The 17,385-nt window shown below is 73.8% G+C and carries 16 protein-coding genes; 5 read left to right on the top strand and 11 right to left on the bottom strand.

What is annotated here, in order from left to right; all coding sequences use genetic code 11:
* Positions 1-3 precede the first annotated feature (3 nt).
* Together ACFWRO_RS18390 and ACFWRO_RS18385 are read right to left on the bottom strand one after the other, a co-directional pair.
* On the bottom strand, positions 4-1,485 hold the full coding sequence (locus ACFWRO_RS18390; RefSeq protein WP_384511335.1) for an ABC transporter permease: 1,482 nt from the start codon (positions 1,483-1,485) through the stop codon (positions 4-6).
* A gap of 296 nt (positions 1,486-1,781) precedes the next feature.
* Positions 1,782-2,990, bottom strand: coding sequence for an ROK family protein (locus ACFWRO_RS18385; RefSeq protein WP_384511333.1), 1,209 nt, complete (start codon positions 2,988-2,990; stop codon positions 1,782-1,784).
* Positions 2,991-3,086: 96 nt separating this feature from the next.
* On the opposite strand from ACFWRO_RS18385, the gene ACFWRO_RS18380 reads away from it, so the two are divergent.
* Positions 3,087-3,650: a winged helix-turn-helix transcriptional regulator gene (locus ACFWRO_RS18380; protein WP_384511330.1), complete on the top strand. Its 564-nt coding sequence runs from the start codon at positions 3,087-3,089 to the stop codon at positions 3,648-3,650.
* Positions 3,647-4,579, top strand: coding sequence for a ketopantoate reductase family protein (locus ACFWRO_RS18375; RefSeq protein ID WP_384511327.1), 933 nt, complete (start codon positions 3,647-3,649; stop codon positions 4,577-4,579). Before ACFWRO_RS18380 ends, ACFWRO_RS18375 begins: the two co-directional genes overlap by 4 nt.
* A 30-nt stretch (positions 4,580-4,609) precedes the next feature.
* On the opposite strand, the gene ACFWRO_RS18370 is transcribed toward ACFWRO_RS18375, so the two are convergent.
* On the bottom strand, positions 4,610-5,182 hold the full coding sequence (locus ACFWRO_RS18370) for an antibiotic biosynthesis monooxygenase (protein ID WP_384511324.1): 573 nt from the start codon (positions 5,180-5,182) through the stop codon (positions 4,610-4,612).
* 297 nt (positions 5,183-5,479) lie between these two features.
* On the opposite strand from ACFWRO_RS18370, the gene ACFWRO_RS18365 reads away from it, so the two are divergent.
* Entirely contained in the window at positions 5,480-6,481 is a 1,002-nt protein-coding gene (locus ACFWRO_RS18365; protein ID WP_384511322.1) for a LuxR C-terminal-related transcriptional regulator, read from the top strand.
* A gap of 19 nt (positions 6,482-6,500) precedes the next feature.
* Here ACFWRO_RS18365 and ACFWRO_RS18360 read toward each other — a convergent pair whose 3' ends face one another.
* Both ACFWRO_RS18360 and ACFWRO_RS18355 read right to left on the bottom strand, forming a co-directional pair.
* Positions 6,501-6,761: a hypothetical protein gene (locus tag ACFWRO_RS18360; RefSeq protein ID WP_384511320.1), complete on the bottom strand. Its 261-nt coding sequence runs from the start codon at positions 6,759-6,761 to the stop codon at positions 6,501-6,503.
* Positions 6,758-8,035, bottom strand: a complete 1,278-nt coding sequence (locus ACFWRO_RS18355; protein ID WP_384511318.1) for an amidohydrolase — start codon at positions 8,033-8,035, stop codon at positions 6,758-6,760. Before ACFWRO_RS18355 ends, ACFWRO_RS18360 begins: the two co-directional genes overlap by 4 nt.
* Between ACFWRO_RS18355 and ACFWRO_RS18350 the strand changes: the two genes are divergently transcribed.
* The gene (locus tag ACFWRO_RS18350; RefSeq protein ID WP_384511316.1) at positions 8,028-8,261 is read left to right on the top strand and encodes a hypothetical protein; all 234 of its coding nucleotides are present in this window, start codon (positions 8,028-8,030) and stop codon (positions 8,259-8,261) included. The two genes, ACFWRO_RS18355 and ACFWRO_RS18350, sit on opposite strands and share 8 nt — an antisense overlap.
* Before the next feature lie 83 nt (positions 8,262-8,344).
* Positions 8,345-8,521: a thiazolylpeptide-type bacteriocin gene (locus ACFWRO_RS18345; protein WP_015609023.1), complete on the top strand. Its 177-nt coding sequence runs from the start codon at positions 8,345-8,347 to the stop codon at positions 8,519-8,521.
* Between the two features lie 92 nt (positions 8,522-8,613).
* On the opposite strand, the gene ACFWRO_RS18340 is transcribed toward ACFWRO_RS18345, so the two are convergent.
* The 6 genes from ACFWRO_RS18340 to ACFWRO_RS18315 form a co-directional block, all read right to left on the bottom strand.
* The gene (locus ACFWRO_RS18340) at positions 8,614-10,593 is read right to left on the bottom strand and encodes a TOMM precursor leader peptide-binding protein (RefSeq protein WP_384511313.1); all 1,980 of its coding nucleotides are present in this window, start codon (positions 10,591-10,593) and stop codon (positions 8,614-8,616) included.
* Positions 10,590-11,345 (bottom strand): ABC transporter permease, encoded by a 756-nt coding sequence (locus tag ACFWRO_RS18335; RefSeq protein WP_384511311.1) that lies wholly within the window; start codon positions 11,343-11,345, stop codon positions 10,590-10,592. The genes ACFWRO_RS18340 and ACFWRO_RS18335 overlap by 4 nt, the downstream gene beginning before the upstream one ends.
* A 64-nt stretch (positions 11,346-11,409) precedes the next feature.
* The gene (locus ACFWRO_RS18330) at positions 11,410-12,396 is read right to left on the bottom strand and encodes an ABC transporter ATP-binding protein (RefSeq protein WP_384511308.1); all 987 of its coding nucleotides are present in this window, start codon (positions 12,394-12,396) and stop codon (positions 11,410-11,412) included.
* Positions 12,397-12,410: 14 nt separating this feature from the next.
* Positions 12,411-13,547, bottom strand: coding sequence for a metalloprotease (locus ACFWRO_RS18325; protein WP_384511306.1), 1,137 nt, complete (start codon positions 13,545-13,547; stop codon positions 12,411-12,413).
* Complete coding sequence (locus tag ACFWRO_RS18320; RefSeq protein WP_384511304.1) at positions 13,544-14,623, bottom strand: lantibiotic dehydratase C-terminal domain-containing protein; 1,080 nt, start codon at positions 14,621-14,623, stop codon at positions 13,544-13,546. The genes ACFWRO_RS18325 and ACFWRO_RS18320 overlap by 4 nt, the downstream gene beginning before the upstream one ends.
* Positions 14,620-17,379: a lantibiotic dehydratase gene (locus ACFWRO_RS18315; protein ID WP_384511302.1), complete on the bottom strand. Its 2,760-nt coding sequence runs from the start codon at positions 17,377-17,379 to the stop codon at positions 14,620-14,622. The genes ACFWRO_RS18320 and ACFWRO_RS18315 overlap by 4 nt, the downstream gene beginning before the upstream one ends.
* Between the last annotated feature and the right edge of the window lie 6 nt (positions 17,380-17,385).

Below are 17,385 nucleotides of genomic sequence, written 5' to 3'. Positions count from 1 at the left end.
GGGCTACTCGACGCGGCGCAGCGCGTCCGCCGGCCGCAGGCGCGAGGCGCGCCAGGCGCCGAAGCCGCCCGCGACGAGCCCGCCGCCGAGTGCGAGGAGGACGGCGAGGCCGACGGTCGTGACGCTCACGGGTGCGGTGAGGGCGATGTCGAGGGTGTTGCCGCCCGCCGCGCCCTCGCGGACCGCGCTCATGCCGGGGCCGCCGAGCATCCGGCCGCCGCCCTGGCCCCCGGCCGTCAGCGCGCCGCCGCCGAGTTCGGCGGTCAGGGTGGGGCTGACGGCGGTGACCAGGTACGCGCCGGCGAGGCCGACGGCGATGCCGAGGGCGCCTCCGATCAGGCCGTTGACGAGCGCCTCGCCCATGACCTGCCGGGTGACCCGGCCGCTCTTCCAGCCGAGCGCCTTGAGCGTGCCGAACTCGCGCACCCGGCGGCTGACGGCCGAGGAGGTGAGCAGCCCGGCGACGAGGACGGCGGCGACCAGGACGGCGTACGAGAGCCACTTGCCCACGTTGGTGGCGAGGTTGGCGGCGGTGTCGAGGGAGCCGGAGACGGTCTCGGCGAGGTCGGCGGAGGTGGTGACCGTGGTGCCGGCGACGTTCTTTTGGATGGCGGACTTGACGGCGTCGATCCGCGTCGAGTCGGTCGCCTTCACATAGACGGTGGTGACCTTGTCCTTGGAGTCCGACAGGGTCTGCGCCTGCTTGAGCGGCAGGTAGACCTGGGCGGCGGACTGGCCGCTGTCTGCGGTGGCGATGCCGATGACCTCGAACTTCACCGCCTTGACCGTGAGCGTCTCGCCGACGGCGAGGCCTTCCTGCTTGGCGTAGGCGCTGTCGACGACGACGGCCTTGGCGTCGGTCTCGGTGGTCTTGAAGGTACGGCCCGCGGTGATCGTGGAGGTGGTGAGGGGGCCGAGGTCGGGGGTGGTGACGTCGGTGCCGTAGAGGGTGAAGGAGTTGACGTCGAAGGCGGCGCCGCCGCCCTCGACACGACCTCCGCCGCCGTTCCCTCCGCCGGCACCGTTGCCACCGTTTCCACCGGGCTGGGCGGGCTGCGCCTGCTGGAACTCGCCGCGCTCGAACTCGCCGTCGATCTTGAGGTTGGTGAGGCTGAGGCCGCCGACGGCCTGGGCGACACCGTCCTGCTTCGCGACGGTGGTGACGGTCGACGCGGCCAGGGTCTGGAAGCCCTGGACCATCAGCCGGTCGCTGCTCTGCTCCTCGCCGTCCTCGCCGGCGTCGAACTCGAACCGCGGCCGCTGCGCCTGCTGACCGGCCTGGGGCTCCTCGCGGGCCTTGGTGACGGTCAGATCGGTGCCGAGACCGTAGAGGGACTCCAGGACCTGGGTCTGGGCCTGCTTCATGCCGGCGGTCACGGAGTTGACGACGATGACCAACGCGATCCCGAGCGCGAGCCCGGAGGCGACGACGAGCGCCGCCTTTCTGCGACGGCGCAGCTCGCGCCGGAGGTAGGTGAAGAACATGAGCGCGAAGCTAGGGGCGCGCGGTGATGGCTGGATAAGGCCCACGTGAGAGTGGGATGAGAGTCGCTACGAGGGGCCGGGTGGACGTGCGGCACGGGGCCGGCGCGCGCCCGGCGGCCGGATGAATGGGCGGCATGGGCCGCCTGGCGAACGGCGGACGTGCGGCGGGGGGCGGACGGCAGGACGAGCTGACCGCCGCGCAGTCCGAGCCGCGGACGGCGGACGAGCGGACGGCAGGACGCGTAGACCGCCACGCGGGCCGACGGGCGGACGCGCGAGGCCGCGACCGCGAGCCCTCAGGGCGTGTACGCCAAGGGGTCGTCGAGGACCTGGCGCATGACGAACGCGGCTGCGCCGCGCGACGCCGGGGTCGCCGGGGACGCGGGGCGGAGGCGGCCCGCCGCCGGGGTCCAGAGGCCGGAGACCACGCGGCGGGCCAGTTCGGCGTCGACGGCCGGGCCGAGACGGGGCATCAGCCGGGGGTAGATCCCGCCGAGGACGACCGCCTCGGGGTCGAGCAGGTTCACCGCGCCGGAGAGGGCGAGGCCGAGCATCCGGCCCGCCTCCTCGACGGCGGCCACCGCGCGGGGCTCCCCCGCGTCGGCGGCGCGCGCCAGCTCCTCCACCCCGGCGGCCCCCGCCGCCCGCAACAGCGCCGACTGGCCCGCGTACTGCTCCAGACACCCGCGCGAGCCGCAGCGGCACAGGGGGCCGTCCGCGTCCACGGGCAGATGGCCGATCTCGCCGGCGAAGCCGTGGGCACCGCGCAGCAGTTCGCCGTCCACTACGATCGCGCCGCCCACCCCGATCTCGCCGGTCAGGTACAGGAAGCTCCGTACGTCACCGAGGGCGCCGAACCACAGCTCCGCGAGCGCGGCCGCGTTCGCCTCGTTGTCGGAGGTGACCGGCAGCTCGGCCTGCCCCGGCCACCGCCCCGCTAGGGCCTCGCCGAAGAGCTTGTCGGCGGGCACGCGGTTCCAGCCGAGGTTCGGGGCCTGCTGGACGGTTCCGTACGAGACGAGGCCCGGCAGGGCGAGCCGTACCCCGGTCGGGCGCAGCTCCCGCTCGGCGGCGCTCCGCAGGGCCTTCGCCGCGAGCCCGGCGGCGCGCGCGAGGACCTCGGCCGGTTCGGCCGCCCGGTTGTCGAGGGGCTCCGCGACCCGGACCCGGTCGGTTCCCGCGAGGTCGACGACGCACACGGACACGTAGTCGACGTTGATCTCGACCCCGAGCCCGGCCGGACCGGTGCCGGCGGGCTTCAGGACCGTCCCCGGCCGCCCCGCCTGTCCGCTGAAGGTCTTGCCCGACTCGACCAGGAAGCCCTGCTCCATGAGCTGTTCCACCAGGGAGGAGACGGCGGCGCGGGTGAGGCCGACGCGCGCCGCGACGGCCGCGCGGGTCGTCTCGCCCGCGTCGTGGACGGTGCGCAGGACGAGGCTCAGATTGTGGCGTCGCACGCTCGCCTTGTCGGCCTTGGGCTCCCGGATCGGTGGAGTCTTCTTCATTGCGCCCGAGCCTAATCCCCCTCCGCCCCCTTCTCCTTCATCCCCGTTCCGGGAAAAGAGTTCAACCACCGAACTCTCTGCGCTACTGTCTGCCGCATGCCACTCCCCCGCGACTACAGCGGCCAGAGCTGCGCCCTCTCGCGCTCCATGGAGGTCGTCGGTGAGCGCTGGACGCTGCTGATCGTGCGGGACGCCTTCTTCGGGGTCCGCCGGTTCGGCGAGTTCGCCGCCCATCTCCGGCTCCCCCGCGCCGTCCTGGCCGACCGGCTCGCCACGCTCACGGAGTCGGGCGTCCTCGCCCGCCTTCCGGACACCGGACGCCGCGAGGTCTACGGCCTCACCCCCAAGGGCGTCGCGCTCTGGCCCGCCGTCCGCGCGCTCACGTCCTGGGGCGACGGCTTCTACGGTTCCGCCCGCGGCCCCCGCCGCGTCTTCCGCCACGTCGACGACGACGCGCCGATCGCCGAGGACGGCCGCTGTACGGAGTGCGGGGCCCCGGTCCCGGTCGGCGACGTCCTCGTGGCACCGGGCCCCGGCCTCGCGCCCCCGGCCGACGGCGACGACCCGGTGACGGCGGCCCTCGCCCGCCCGCACCGACTGCTCCGCCCCCTGCTCGCACCGTCCACCGCGCAACGTTCCCCGAGAGGTCCGCACTCATGAAGATCCTGGTCGTCGGCGCCGGAGCCACCGGAGGCTACTTCGGGGCGCTGCTCGCCCGTTCCGGACAGGACATCACCTTCCTGGTCCGCCCGCGACGCGCCGCCGAGCTGGGCCAGCGCGGCCTGCGCGTCGTCGGCCGGGGCGAGGAGTGGTCCGTCGCGCCCCGGCTCGTCACGGCCGACGCGCTGGACACGACGTACGACCTCGTCCTGCTCTCGGTGAAGTCCACCGCCCTGGAGCAGGCGATGGAGGACGTCGCGCCGGCCGTCGGACCGGACACCGTGATCGTGCCGCTGCTTAACGGCCTCGCCCACATCGACGCCCTGAACGCCCGGTTCGGTGCCGCGCGGGTCCTCGGCGGCGTCGCCAAGGTGGTCACCACGCTCGACGAGCACGGGGACATCGTCCGCCTCGCGCCGATCGCCCATCTGACCATCGGCGAGCAGGACGGGACGCCCACCGCGCGCGTGGAGAAGGTCCGGTCCGTCCTCGCCGAGGCCGGCATCGACGCCCTGGTGCCGGCGGACGTGCTGACGTCCATGTGGCACAAGTGGGTCTTCATCACCACGTTCGGCGCGGTGACGAGCCTGATGCGCGGCACGGTCGGGGAGGTCAACGCCGTCCCGGGCGGCGCGGAGCTGGGCCCGGCCGTGCTCGCCGAGGCGGCGGCGGTCGCGGAGGCGGCAGGCCGTCCCGTACCGCAGGCGGAGCGGGACCTGACGCTCGGCATCGTGACCGCCACCGGGTCGCCCATGGTGCCCTCGCTCTACCGGGACCTGGTCGCAGGGCGGCCGACGGAGGTCGAGCACCTCTTCGGGGACCTGGTCGCACGCGCGCGTGCCCTGGCCGTACCCACTCCGCTGCTCGACCTGGCCACCCTCCACCTTCGCGTCCACCAGGCGCGGGTCACGGCTCCCACCGCGCCCTGAGGACGACCCCAGCACCCTGAAGAGAACCCCTCAGCGGCTCAGCCAGCCCCTGAGGAGCCTGCTCACGGCCGGCATCGACACGTACGTCATCAGGACGTTGAAGACGCAGGCGACGACCGCGCTGCTCAGCGCGAGCGGCAGCGCGGTCAGCCGGGGCACCAGGAACCAGCCGCCGAGGAGGGAGATCGGGTAGATCGCGAGCGTCGCGCTGATCGCCATCTTCCACCGCGGCGGCGCGGGCCGGGTCGAGCCGGGCTTGGCGAACCAGGTCTCCATGCCGGTCAGTTTCCGCCGGGCGACCTCGGTGTGGTGGTGCCCCTCGCAGTCGGCGAACCAGGCCGCCCGCTCCGGCGACTCCTGCCAGATCCGGCAGGCCTCCGCGTCCCGGAACCGGTGGACGAGGAACCAGGGGGCGTCGCCTCCGGACGAGCGGAAGAGGCCGTACCCGAGATGTCCCGGGAAGGCGGCCGCGCTCTCCAGGATGCCCCCGGCCCACCGCTCGAAGGCCGCTTCGTAGCCGGGCTCCACCCGGCGGGCTATCAGCAGGGTCACCTCGCCGGTGTCGGCGGGGACGGTGGTGTGCTCAAGACTCACCGCGGTCACTCGTACTCCTCGTGATCACGCCGCGCCCGCCGCCACTGTACGCGGCGCCCGGCCGAGGACGGCGATGAGGACGCCGACGGGGACGGCGATGAGGGCGGCGATGAGTGACGGTGATGAGGACGGTCATGTGGCCCATCCCGGGGGGAACCACCCACAATTCACCGACGCTTCGTACACGCTCCGGTCCGAGCCGGTCACGCTCGGAGGTGCGATCATCTAGTGTTCCCACGACCACACCGGTGGCCCGCGAGACCCGCACACCGCCACCGTGGATCAGGGACTGGGGGCGATGCGCACGTGGCCGAGAACGAGATGGCCGTGTTCGGAGTCTCGGCTCCGGAGGAGGAGCTCTACCGGCACTTCCTCCGCAACCCGGACACCCCCGCCGACGACGTCCATCTGCTGCTCCACACCGACCCGGACGAGACCCGCGCCTGCCTCGCGCGGCTCCGGGCCCTCGAACTCCTGCACCCGGAGCGGCCCGACGGGCGGGTCTCCCCCGCCGAACCCGAGGCCGCGCTGACCCGGCTGACCGACCGCCGGCTCACCGAGCTGCACCGGGAGCTCCAGCGGGTCACCCGATCCCGGCACGTCATCGACGGGTTACGCGCGGAGACCTCGGCCCGCGCGGACACCTCCGTCGGCATCGAGCAGCTGGACGGCCTCGCGAACATCCGCAACCGGATCGACGACCTCGCCTTCTTCGCCCGCGACGAGATCCTGGCCGTCGAGACCTCTCCCCGCCTCTCCCCCGAGAACATCGCCCGCTCCCGGCCGCTCGACATGCGATGTCTGCGGCGCGGCGTACGGATCCGCAACGTCGTCGTGCGCGCCGCGCTCGACGACCGGCCGACGGCCGACTACCTCCGCGAACTGGCCTCCCACGGGGCCGAGATACGGGTCACCGGGGACACCGCCGAGCGGATGATCGTGTACGACCGCTCCACCGCGCTGGTGCCCCTCGACCCGCGCAACACCGCGCGCGGCGCGCTGCTCGCGCACCAGAGCGGCCTGGTCACGAACATCATCGCGCTGTTCGAGAAGATCTGGGAGGGCGCCGATGACCTCACCTCCTCCGCGCGCCACGAGGGCTCCGGGCCGGGCGGCGGGGAGCTGACCGAGCGCGAGCGACAGGTGCTGGCGTTCATGTGCACGGGCGCCAAGGACGAGGCGGGCGCACGCGAGTTGGAGGTCTCCGTCCGTACCTATCGGCGCTATGTGGCCGAACTGCTCCAGACCCTCGGTGCCAACAGCAGGGCCCAGGCCGCCCTCCTCGCGCGCGAGCGCGGCTGGATCTGACCATCCCCGGCGGACGTCGTCAGCCCGGCACCGACCAGCCGTGCAGGGCGGCGTCGGCGAGGACGGCGGCCACCGTCCGGGACACGGCCGTGCGGTCGACGTCCTCGTCCAGGGCGATCCGCAGCCGGATGCGGTCGGCGGCCACCTGGGGGGTGCAGGCCCAGTGCCCCGGCAGCAGGGAGAGGAGGCGGATCACCGTCGTCGGCCCGGCCGGGGCCGTGGTGTCGTGGCGTACGGCCACGACGTCGACGAATCGGAGCGCGTAATCGGTCACGATCATGTCCCCTCTCCAGCCGTGAGGACGTGCAGGGCGGCAGCCGTGAGGGCGGTGATGCCGGTCGGCAGGGCGGTCCGTACGTCCGGGGCGAACTCCGGTGCGTGGTTGGGCGGGAGCGGCTCGCCCGACTCCACGGCCCGGCGCCACCGAGCCGCCCCCACCGTGCCCAGCAGCCAGTACGCCAGGGGGACGCCGTCCGCGCCGAAGGCGGCGTAGTCCTCGGTGGCGGTGAGCGGGGGCGTGAGCGTGACCCGGCGCGCGCCCAGCGCGGCCGCGTGGACCCGGCGCAGGGCGGCCGTCGCCGCCGGGTCGGGGACGAGGACGGGCGAGCGGGCGGTGACCGTGAGCTCCGGCTCTCTCGGGCAGCCGGAGGCCGCGCACTCGGCGCGGACGATCCGCTCGACGGCCGCGTCGACGCGGGCGAGCGCCGCCTCCCCGAACGCCCGGGTGGAGATGCTCAGTTCGGCCCGGTCGGGGATGACGTTGGCGCGGTCCCCGGCACGCAGGGAGCCGACGGTGAGGACGACGGGCTCGGCCGGCGCGGTCTCCCGCGCGACCACCGACTGGAGCCGTACGACGGTGGCGGCGGCGGTCAGGACGGGGTCGACGGAGAGGTGCGGGGTGCCGCCGTGGCCGCCGCGCCCGTGGATGACGACCTCCAGGGCCGTGCTGGCGGGCATCAGCGGACCGGGGCCCGCGTGCGCGACCGTCCCGGCGGGTAACGGCGCGGCGTGCTGGGCGAGGACGAGGTCCGGGGTGCCGAACCGCTCGTACAGCCCGTCGTCGACCATCGCCCGCGCGCCCTGGAGGGTCTCCTCGGCGGCCTGGCCGACGACCAGGACCGTGCCCCGCCAGGCGGAGCGGGAGCGGGCGAGCCGGGCGAGCGCGCCGGCGGCGGCCGCCAGGTGCAGGTCGTGGCCGCACGCGTGCATCACGCCGGGGACCGAACTGGCGTACCGCAGGCCGGTGCGTTCGGTGACCGGCAGGGCGTCCAGTTCGGCGCGGAGCAGCACGGTGGGTCCTGGGCCGTTGCGCAGAACTCCGACGACGCCGTCGACGCCGTGGCCCTTGCCCACGCCACGGGCGACGGTACAGCCGTGCAGCTCCAGCCAGGCGGCGAAGCGGTCGGCGGTGCGTGCCTCGTGGCCGGAGAGCTCGGGGTGGGTGTGCAGGTCGAGGTAGAGCTCGAGGGCGGGCCGCAGCTCCTCCTCGGGCACCTCGAAGACCTTGGGCACTTCGAAGACCTCGGGCACCTCGGTGGCTGGCGTCGTGTCCATCTCTGTCTCCTGCCGGGGATGCGGACGGCCGGGCGTCCTGGTGCGGCCGGGTGCCCTCGGGCTGGTGGGCGTCCTCGGGTTGCTGGGCGTCCTCGGGCTGCCGGGTGTCCTGGTGCGGCTGGGTGTCCCGCTCTTCGCGAGGGTGCGGTACGGGCCGGTCAGCGCGGCCTGCCGGGCGCTGTCACGGGGTGACAGCGAACTGAGAGCGGCACGACGGCCGATCTGACAGCGGGCCCGGCTGGAATGAGGCCTCGCAAGGGAGTGCCGCCGGAGCAGCCGGCGGACCCCTGTGACGCGAAGGAGAACCCCATGGCGCCCAAGACGGAGCTCGCGACCCTCGCCGACGAGATCCTGGAGCTGGAGTCGGAGACCTTCGAGATCTCGGACTACTCGGACGCGGTCGAGGTCGTCCTGGCCGGGTGCACCTCGTCCTCCTCGACCTCCACCTGCTCCAGCACCACCAGCACCACCTCCTGCAGCGCCTGATCGCGCGGATCCCGCGATCGGCAGCCCCCGCCCGGCGGTGAAATCCGCCCGGGCGGGGGCTGTCCCGCGTTCGGTGCCCGTACGGAGGCGGATCACGGGAACGGGTGCGGCACGGCCTTGATCTCGTCCTCGCGCAGATCGGCGGCCCGTCTGCCGGACGCCCGCAGGGCGGTGCGCAGCCGGGGCATCAGCAGGGCCCGCTGGCGGGTCCAGCCGAAGTCGAGGGGCAGCAGGCCCGGCACGATCGCGGCGACCGTGTGCAGGCCCATCCGCCGCTGCTCGGGGGTCGTCTGGTCGACGGCGATCACGTCGTGCCCTGCGCGTACCAGCTCGTCGCGGAGCAGCCGCAGGTCGTCCATCAGGTCCCCGGTGCGCGGGCGCTTCGGCTCCCAGTCGGCGAACGCCTCGTCGAGCGAGAGCACGCCGTCCGGCTCCAGGTACTCGGCCGCGTGCACGGTCATCGAGGGCAGGCCGTAGAGCTGGGCGTGGTCCTTGAGGTGGAGGACCTTGGTGAAGTCCTGGGCCATCTCCTCCAGTTCGCCGAGGCGTTCTGCCACCTGGTAGGGCAGGTGCGGGATGTAGGTGAGGACTTCGGAGAGCGCGGAGTCGACCGTGCTCTCGGGGTCGAAGCCGGCCGCGGCGGCGAAGGAGAGCGCGCCGGGGCCGCCGTCGCGGCGGACGGCGAGCGCGGTGACGACGGGGACGGAGAGGTCCACGCGGTTGTCGTAGGCGTACACGTCGTAGCCGTGCAGCGCGGCCCGGTCGATCATCGAACGGATCGCGGGGGCGCGGCAGGTGGCGAGGTCGATCCGGGTGAGCCGGGCGCGGCCGTACCAGGCGAGCAGGAAGGCGTCCCGTTCGATCAGCTCCAACAGGCCGAAGAGGATGGCCTCTTCGAGACTCCCGCCGGTGGCGCAGCCGTTGGAGCACTCGAAGACGAAGTTGTCGGCGTCGACGCCCGCGCTGTAGTGCGCCAGTCTGGCCGGTACGAGGACGGGCGCGTCGGAGCGCAGCGAGTGGCCCCACACCCAGGGGATGGCCCGGTCGGGGTCGAACGGGCTGACGAGGTGGTCGCGTTCGTACGTCTCCGGGGCGTACAGGCCGCACTCGGCGGGGTCGAGGACGGGCGTCCCGGCGGCGACGAGCGCGTGGTACGAGGCGGAGACGGGCGCCGTGCCGCGTCGGCGGTGGGTGCCCGCGTAGCGCTCCAGGCCCTCCAGGTGGGCCAGCGTACGGCTGGTGCCGTAGCTGTTGGCCTGGCCGCTCCAGGTGACGTCGTTGAGGCCCGCGTAGCCCCGGACGAAGTGGGTGCCGGCGACCGGGGCGGTGGTGGTGGAGACCGGGTTGATCCAGACGTCGGAGCCGAGGGCGCCGCAGACCGGGTTGGCCAGGGCCGTGGTGGGCAGCGGGTACGAGCCGAGGGACCGCAGCCGGTATCCGGCCGGGTCGGGCTTGGGGGCGGGGCCGAGGGTCATCCGGGCCGACTCGGCGGTGTCGGGGCGCTCGCGCACGCACGAGGGGCAGAGCGGCTCGGGCAGCAGCGGGAAGGTCGCCGTGGCGAGGGTCGCGAGGTCGACCCGGGTGACCTGGGGCAGCTCCCCGTCGGGCGCGGACGCCGTGGAGGGGCTGGGGCGGTCGCCGGGGAGCGTCGCCCGGTACGCGGCCCAGACGGCGTCCAGGGCGTAGTCGGTGAACACCGGCCAGGCGACGGCGCCTTGAGACTCGTAACCCAGTTCCAGGGCTTCCCGCTCGGAGCGGCTGCGCAGCCGCTGCCAGCGCATGGCGAGGCACTGCCCGCAGGCCGCCCGCGCCCCGTCCCGGCCGCCCCAGGGGCCGAGCAGCACGGCCCGTGAGGTGAGGTGGACGGTGGCCTCGGGCCGCACCAGGGCGTACGGGTCGGGGCGGCCGAAGCCCAGGGTGTCGGCGGCGCCGAGCGGAACCACCAGCGGCGCGGGCAGCCGCTCCTCCCCGGCGTGGCGGGCGGTCAGCGCACGCTGGAGCAGCGCCCTGGCCGCCTCCAGCGGCGCGCCCGCGGGGGCGGCGGACGGTGTGCTCGGCGCCTGGGTCGTCATGACTTGTCGCTCCAGCGGAAGGTCTTCAAGGCGATGGCTCCGAGGACGACGGCGACGCCGGTGAGGACGGCGCAGGCCACGGCGATGTCGCCGCCCGAGCCGTTGCCGGTGAGCGCGGCGGAGACGCCGTCGTTGAGGTAGAAGAGCGGCAGGGCGTGGGCGAGGCTCTGCATCCACTCCGGCATCGCGTCCAGCGGGAAGAAGGAGCCGGAGAGGAACGCCATCGGGATCATCAGGCAGTTGGCGACGGCCGCGACCGCCTCGGGCGTCTTCGCGAAAGAGCCGACGATGACGCCGAGGGCGAGGAAGGCGGTGATGCCGAGCACGAGGACCGGCAGCACGAGCGGCCAGGACCCGGCCGGCTTCAGCCCGAACCAGGGCAGCAGCGCCACGCCCACGAACAGCGCGGTCTGCACGACGCCGATGGCGACGGCGAGCCCGTAGCGGGAGGCGAGCACGGAGGGCAGCCGGACCGGCGTCATCCGGATGAGCCGCAGGATGTCGTCGCGGCGCCACTGCATGAGCACGAAGCCCACGCCGAAGACGGCCGCGTTGGCGACGCCCCAGGACAGCACGCCGGGGGCGATGTAGTTGATGTACGGCTGCCCGCTCTGCTCGACCTCCTTGCCGTGGAAGATCAGCCCGAAGACGACCAGGAAGAGCAGCGGGAAGGCGAAGGTGAAGAAGAGGGTGGTCTTGTCGCGGGTGTAGGCCCGGTAGCCCGCGCGGGTCAGTGCGGCGTATGCGCTCATGGGGTGGGTCTCCGTGTCCGTTCTCTGAACTCTGTCCACGTCCGGTGGACCGGGCGGGGCGTGGTTACGGCTGCGGGGTGACGTCGCGGGTCAGTTGGAGGTACACGTCCTCCAGGCTGGCCGTGCGGGTGCGGATGCCCTGGAGGCCGGCGATCTCGCCGACCGCCGCGAGGACGGGCCCCGCGTCGAGGGTCTCCAGGACGACCGCGTCCGGCTCCTCGGTGACGCCGAGGACGCCGGGGATGGCCCGCGCGTCCTCCGGGGAGAGCCGCCCGGAGGGGACCACCAGGCAGGTGGTGGGGCTGCCCGCGGAGACGAGGCGGGCCGGGGTGTCGAGCGCGCGGACCCGGCCGTCCACGATGATGGCGACCCGGTCGCAGAGCGCCTCGGCCTCGTCGAGGTGGTGGGTGGTGTACACGATGGTGCGGCCCGCGCCCTTCAGCTCGCGCAGTACCTGCCAGAGCGCGCGGCGGGCCTGCGGGTCGAGGGCGGCCGTCGGCTCGTCCAGGAAGATCAGCTCGGGCTCGTGGACGAGGGCCGAGGCGATCGCGAGCCGCTGCCGCTGGCCCCCGGACAGGTCCTCGACGCGGACCGCGCCGTGCTCGGTGAGACCCACGGAGTCCAGGGCCCGTGCGACGGCGTCCGTTCCGGCACCGTAGAGCGCGGCGACGGTCTCCAGGTGCTCGCGGGCGGTCAGCCGGACGAAGAAGGCGGAGGTCTGGGTCTGCACGCCGATCCGGGGCAGCAGGCCGACGTTGCGGGGCCAGGGGCTCTCCCCGAACACGGCGACCGTGCCGGAGTCGGCCTGCCGCTGCCCCTCCACGATCTCGATCAGGGTGGTCTTCCCGGCGCCGTTGGGGCCGAGCAGTCCGAAGAACTCGCCGCGCGCCACGGTGAGCGAGATGCCGTCCACGGCCTGCTTGGAGCCGTACCGCTTGTGCACGGAGTCGAGCACGATCGCCGCGTCCTGGCGCTCCGCGCCCCCTCCCGGCTCGGTGGTCTCGTGCGTGGCCGCGCTCTCCCGCGCGGGAGACGGGGTGGTGGGGGGCATGGTGCGCTCCTTGGTCACGCGGCTCGGGCCGCGGTCAGCAGGTGGTGGACGAGTGCCGCCGCCGAGGCGGCGAGGACTCCGAGGACGAGCAGGGTGCCCAGTCCGTAGGCGGTGTAGACGGTACGGGCCCGGCCCGGGTAGCCGGCCGCCGCCGGGTCGCGGCGGACGGCGAGGCGGAGGAAGTCGCGGCTGGAGGAGGCGAGTTCGGTGGCTCCCGCCCACTGGCTGACGATCTTGTAGCCGTCGAGCGGCGGCAGCGGGACCAGCATCGCGAACGCCTGCACGCTGCCGAGCAGCAGCAGTCCGGTCAGGGCGTCGTGGGTCGCCGCGTCCAGCGGTGCCCAGAGCCAGAGGGCGCAGAAGGGCAGCAGGAAGAGGAGGTTCATCACGGCGCCCGCGACGGCGGTCGCGATCCGGTGCCAACGGGTCCGGAGGTAGAGGTAGTTGTCCACGGTGCAATACATGATCACCACTGGGAGCCGCCAGCGCAGCCCGATCTCGCCGACTCGTCCACCGAAATGCCGTGCGACCACGCCGTGCGCCAGTTCGTGGAGCGCGGTGCTCAGCCAGAGGAGGACACCGGTGGCGGCCAGAAGGACGGGGTTGAGGAACAGGTCCCGGGCGGCGAGCACCGCGTCTCCGAGGCGCAGGGCGAGGACGGTCTCCATGGCGAGGACTGCGGCGAGCAGCGGCACCATGCACACGGGGTGCAGCAGGAAGCCGACGGCGCGGTGCAGGCGCGCGGTGGTGGCGTCGGCGTCCGCGACGAGCCGGATGCTGCCGGAGAGGAGGCGCCGTGGGGGTGGTGCCTCGGGTGCGGCTGCCGGGTCCGTGGCGGCGGTCGCGGGCGCGGCGGCGGTCGGGGCCGAGTCCGCCAGTAGGCCGCGCGTGCCCAGCATGCCGAGCAGCTGCCCCCAGTTGGCGTCGCCGAGCCGGCGCCCGTACTCCCGCGCGTACGCCTCGCCGAGCTGGCCGAGCGTACGGCTGCCGTCCATCCGGGAGATGAGGAAGGACTCCTTGACACCGACCTTGAAGGACTGGCCGCCGGCGGTGTCCTTGATCAGGTGCACGGTGGCCGGGCCGCGCAGGAAGGGGTCGCTCACGAGCACGCCCGCGCGGAGCGCCGGCCGGTACTCGACCTCCGCCGTCATGGGGACTCCCGCAGGCAGCGGCCCAGGACGTGGGAGAGGTACGCCTCGTCGCGGATGGTCACATGCAGCCGGTTGTTGGTCATGTGCATGTACGGGGAGAGGAGGAGCGGCAGCGCGACCGCCGGGTCGGTGACGCGCTCGTCCCGCTCGCCGTCCCAGGAACGGAAGACCAGGTCGCCGTCGCGCGCGAGCCGTTCCGCGCGCTCCCGCAGTTCGAGGCAGTGGTCGGCCCAGCCGCCGAGGAACGAAGGCAGCCGTCCCGGTCGCCGCCCGCCCGCCGCCACGGCGGCCCGGACGGCGGCGAAGCGGGCGGTCAGGTCGGGGGCCATGGCGGCGTAGTTGCGGTCGTACTCCTCGCTCCCGATGAAGCCGGTGCCGGGGAACGCCTTGTGCCAGAACTCGTAGTAGCTGTCCAGGTAGTCGGCCAACTCCCGTCCGCCCGGCAGGAAAGCCGCAGACATGACCATCATCAGCTGCGCGGAGGTGCCGAGCAGCACCGTCCGCAGATGGAGGTTCTTGGTACGGAAGGCGTCCACGACCAGTTCGCTGGAGTGCCGGAAGTGCCACTCGGCCAGCTCGATCCCGGCCGGGCCGCCGTACTTGCCGAACTCCGGCTCGTACGGCTCGGCGCTGCGCGAGTTGTTGGGCCGCAGCATCATCCGGCCGTCGTCGTCGACGTAGGGCGCGCGCTCGGCACCGGGGAACTCGATCTCGAAGAGCGTGTTGTAGAAGTCGTGCAGGAAGCCCGAGTCCACCTCGTACAGCGCCGGGCGCTCGGCCAGGAAGGTGTCGATCGCCCGCTCGGTACGACGGGCGACCTCGGCCTCGACGGCGGGCGAGGAGGGGCGGATGCGGAGCCGGACGTGCGGCCCCTGGAGCCAGTAGTTGATGAAGAACCAGTTGCCGAGGAGTCCGTCCGCCGCGAGTTCGGCCACCAGCGGGCGCACGCACTGGAGCAGGAAGGGGCGAGGGTTGGCGGCGTAGAAGACGTGCGTGGCCTGCCAGGCGCCCGGCGCGGCCGCCGGGGCGGCCGCCGTTGCGGACGGCGGGGTCGCGGGTGGGGTGGTGGCGGTCATCGGGAGTTCCCCTTCCGGGTCTGCGGGGACGGCGGGGTCGCGCGGGGTGCGGGGGTTGCGGGGGTTGCCTCCGCCGCCGTCGGCAGGGTTTCCACGGACAGTTCGGCCACGTGGCGCCCTCGCCCCGTCGTGACGTGCAGCTCGTCCTCGTCGGGCAGGGCCTCGCGGAAGACCACGCGGGCCTGCTCGCTCTTCAGGAGCGCCTCGAACGCGGCCAGCGACAGGGCGCTGTCGAAGTCGACGTACTGCGGCTTGGCCCCGGTCGCCCCGCGGGCGCCGCTGTCCGAGACTGTGGCGAACACCCGGTCCGGCAGCCCGTGTGCGCGCCGGAACCGGTGCCAGCCGAGGAACCGCTCCGCGTCGGCGGCGGGCCCCTCGCCCTCGCCGGCCGTGCGCGGCGGAAGCGCGGAGGCGGGCGCGCTCCAGCTGCGGCGGGCCAGGACCAGGCCGCCGTGGCGGACGCGGGGGCGGGAGGTGACGCCGGCGGTCGGCTCGCCCTCGGGCACGCCGCCCCAGACGTTCAGCGGCGCCATGGAGGTCGGCGAGAGCAGCAGGAGCGTGCGGGCGAGCTCGGGCAGGGCGAGCGGGACGAGGTAGCCGAGGTAGACGGGGACCACTTCACGACCGAGGCGGGTGGACCGGAGGACGAGCCGGTCGGTGGCCTCGTCGTGCTCGACGTGCAGGTCGTCGAGGTCGATCCGGTACTCCGCTTCCAGGGTGCCGGTCTCTCCGGGGCAGACGATCTCGTACGGGACGAGCCGGCCGTGCAGGTTCAGGTTGCTGGTCACCGGGCCGCCGGTGACCTCGGCGAGGACCGCGCCCGGCGGCACGACGGCGGCCGAGGCTTCGAGGAGCCGCTCGGCGAGCCCGTCGAAGAGCTGCGTGAAGCGGCTGAAGGGGAAGGAGAGGCCGCCGTACGAGCGGTTGAGGACGAGGAGCGGGCTGCCGTCGGGGCGGTCGGCGAGCTGGAGGTGGTGGCTCATGGGCGCGAAGTGCGGTGCGATGCCGTCCAGTTCGGCCGCGACGTCCGCCATGAAGGCGTCGTCCAGAAGGATTTCGTCGGCGCCGGTGTCGTCGGCCGCCTCCCACAGGGACCGCATGCGGTCCACGAACGCCAGACGGGCGGTGTCGAGCGCCTTCAGCTCGGGCTGCCCGAGCCAGTTCTCCTCGGGGACGTAGCGGCCGTCCGCGTCGAAGGGGGTGCGCTTGGCGGTGAACGACATGTACTGCTCGAAGAAGTCCTCGTGGAAGTCGTGGACCAGCTTGAGCAGGTCGTCGCAGCGGCCGCCCTTGCCGTACCGGGCGAGGAAGAAGCCCTTGAGGATGAGTCGTTGAGGGAGCGTCAGATCGAAGGCGGGCAGGACCTGTTCCACCGCCGCCAGCGGGGCCTCGGCGAGCCGCGCCCAGGTCCCGGCGTCGGGACCGGTGGCGGTGCCGGCCGCAGCGTCCTCGTACAGGACGGTCTGCGGTACGCGCCCCTCCTCGGCCCCGAGCCCGCGCTGGATCTCCCGCAGCCGCTCGCGCACCGCGCCGAGCACGGCCGGGCGCTCGTCGGGGGCGGCCACCGCGAACCGGTCGACGAGCGAGACCGGGGCGTCGAGCTCGGCGGCCAGCTCGTCCGCCCAGGGGCGCCCGACGGCGCGCAGGGCCGTCTGGAAGGCGCGGAGCGGATCGGTGTCGTGGACCTCGGTGCGCAGCACGGGCACCTGGAGCATGCCGACGTCGAGGAGGGCGCCGAGATACCGCTCGACGTCCTCGGCACCGTCCGGGCCCGCGCCGTGCTCGGCGGCCAGCCAGGCGGCGAGTTCGCCGTGGCGCAGGGTGCCGCGCTCCTCGAAGAGGCCGAGCAGCCGCTCCAGGGTGCCGCTGCGCCGCAGGAAGAACAGCCGGTCCTGTACGGCGTCGAAGGTGACGGCCGTGTCGTCGTCGCCCGCGGTGACCCAGCGGCGGACGTACCGCACCCGGTCGTCGTCACGGCCCCAGCCGCTGGCGAGGGACACGGGCAGGTCCGCGCGGCGGACCGGGTCGGCGGCGACCGTCTCGGCGAGCCGGCCGAGGGCGACCACGTTCAACCGGGCGTGCCCGGTCCACTCGTCGTCGACCCGGACGGCGAGGCCGTCCTCGTGCGCGGCGAACTCCCCGAGGGCGACCCCGGTGAACGTGGAGAACGGGCTGGTCTTGCACACGGTCCGGTAGAGATACGAAAGGAGTGACCGCTCGATCTTGCGCAGCTTCTTGCCGGGGGTACCGACAGAGGCCTCCCCCACCGCCCGTACGTACGCGTCGAGTTGTCCGTGCAGGACGGGCGAGGCCAGCAGCAGGGCCTTGCGCAGCCGTTCCTCGTCGGCGAGGCGGGCAAGGGCGGCTCGGGCGCGACCGGTCTCCTCGGCGAGCAGCGCCGTACCCTCGGCGCGCCGCTCCGCGAGCCTGCGGTGGTCGGCCAGCCAGGCGTCGAGCGCGCGACCGGTCTCCGCGTCGAGCGAGGCGACCAACTCCCTTGCATTCTCCGGGTCCTGGGGCGGGCGCCCGTTGAAGACGGCGCGCCGCAGCGCGAGGAGCCGCCGCCGGACGCCCTCCTGACCGTCCTCGGTGTGCCCGACCAGGCCGTGCAGTCGGTCGCCGACGGCCTCGCCGGCCACCCTGAGCGCGTCGGCCGCGTCGGCGACCTCGTCGGCCCAGCGGCGGCTGCCGGGACAGCGCAGCTCTCTCACGGTCTCCACGGGCAGCCCCGCCACCCGGATCACGAAGGGCGCCATGATCCC

Origin of the sequence: Streptomyces sp. NPDC058579, assembly GCF_042718575.1 — a bacterium.
In the GTDB taxonomy this organism is placed as follows: Bacteria; Actinomycetota; Actinomycetes; order Streptomycetales; family Streptomycetaceae; genus Streptomyces.
Note: the sequence above shows the minus strand (reverse complement) of the source record. Positions and strands in the feature narration are given on the sequence as shown.